Origin of the sequence: Teichococcus deserti, from assembly GCF_001982615.1 — a bacterium.
In the GTDB taxonomy this organism is placed as follows: domain Bacteria; phylum Pseudomonadota; class Alphaproteobacteria; order Acetobacterales; family Acetobacteraceae; genus Pseudoroseomonas; species Pseudoroseomonas deserti.
Genome location: NZ_MLCO01000534.1, coordinates 1 through 981 on the forward strand (window position 1 = coordinate 1; position 981 = coordinate 981).

Here is a 981-nt window from a genome sequence, read left to right on the forward strand (position 1 = left end):
ATGCCGCCCAGGCGCGGCTGGACGAGGCCGAGGCTGCCCTCGACCGCCCGCTGCCCCGCCCGGCGCCGCCCGCGAACCTGCCCGCCCTGCCCGAGCCGTCGAGCAACTTCACCAGGCCCGACTTCCTGCAGGCGGTCGAGAAAGCCAAAGAATACATCCGCGCCGGCGACGTCTTCCAGGTCGTCCTCAGCCAGCGCTTCTCGGTGCCCTTCGGCCTGCCGCCCTTCGCGCTCTACCGCGCGCTGCGGCGGATCAACCCGGCGCCCTTCCTGTTCTTCTTCGACTTCGGCGGCTATGCGGCCGTCGGCGCCAGCCCGGAAATCCTGGTGCGCCTGCGCCAGGGCGAGGTCACCGTGCGCCCGCTGGCCGGCACCCGCCCACGCGGCGCCACCCCCGAGCAGGACCTGGCCCTGGAGAAGGAACTGCTGGCTGACGAGAAGGAGCGCGCCGAGCACCTGATGCTGCTCGACCTCGGCCGCAACGACGTCGGCCGGGTGTCGAAGATCGGCACGGTGAAGGTCACCCAGAGCTTCACCATCGAGCGCTACAGCCAGGTCATGCACATTGCCAGCGAGGTGCGCGGCCAGGCCCGCCCCGAGGTGACCGCCCTCGAGGCGCTGGCCGCCGGCTTCCCCGCCGGCACCCTGTCCGGCGCCCCCAAGGTCCGCGCCATGGAGATCATCGAGGAACTCGAACCCTCCCGCCGCGGCCTCTACGCCGGCGGGGTGGGGTATTTCGGCACCGATGGCGGCATGGACACCTGCATCGCGCTGCGCACGGCGCTGGTGAAGGACGGCACCATGCACGTCCAGGCCGGCTGCGGCGTCGTCGCCGATTCCGACCCGGTCGCCGAATACGAAGAGACCCGGGCGAAGGCTCGGGGGCTGTTCCGGGCCGCCGAGGAAGCAGTGCGCTTCGCGGCAGGCAGGAAGTAGGAACAGGGGTAGGCCAGGGGAATGAATTCCCCTGGACCCCTTCTTT

Annotated in this window: 1 protein-coding gene; it reads left to right on the plus strand. The window is 71.0% G+C overall.

Going from position 1 to position 981, the window contains the following annotated elements; genetic code table 11:
• A partial coding sequence (locus BKE38_RS29825) for an anthranilate synthase component I family protein (protein WP_207553740.1) occupies window positions 1-935 on the plus strand: 935 nt, incomplete at its 5' end.
• Window positions 936-981 lie beyond the last annotated feature (46 nt).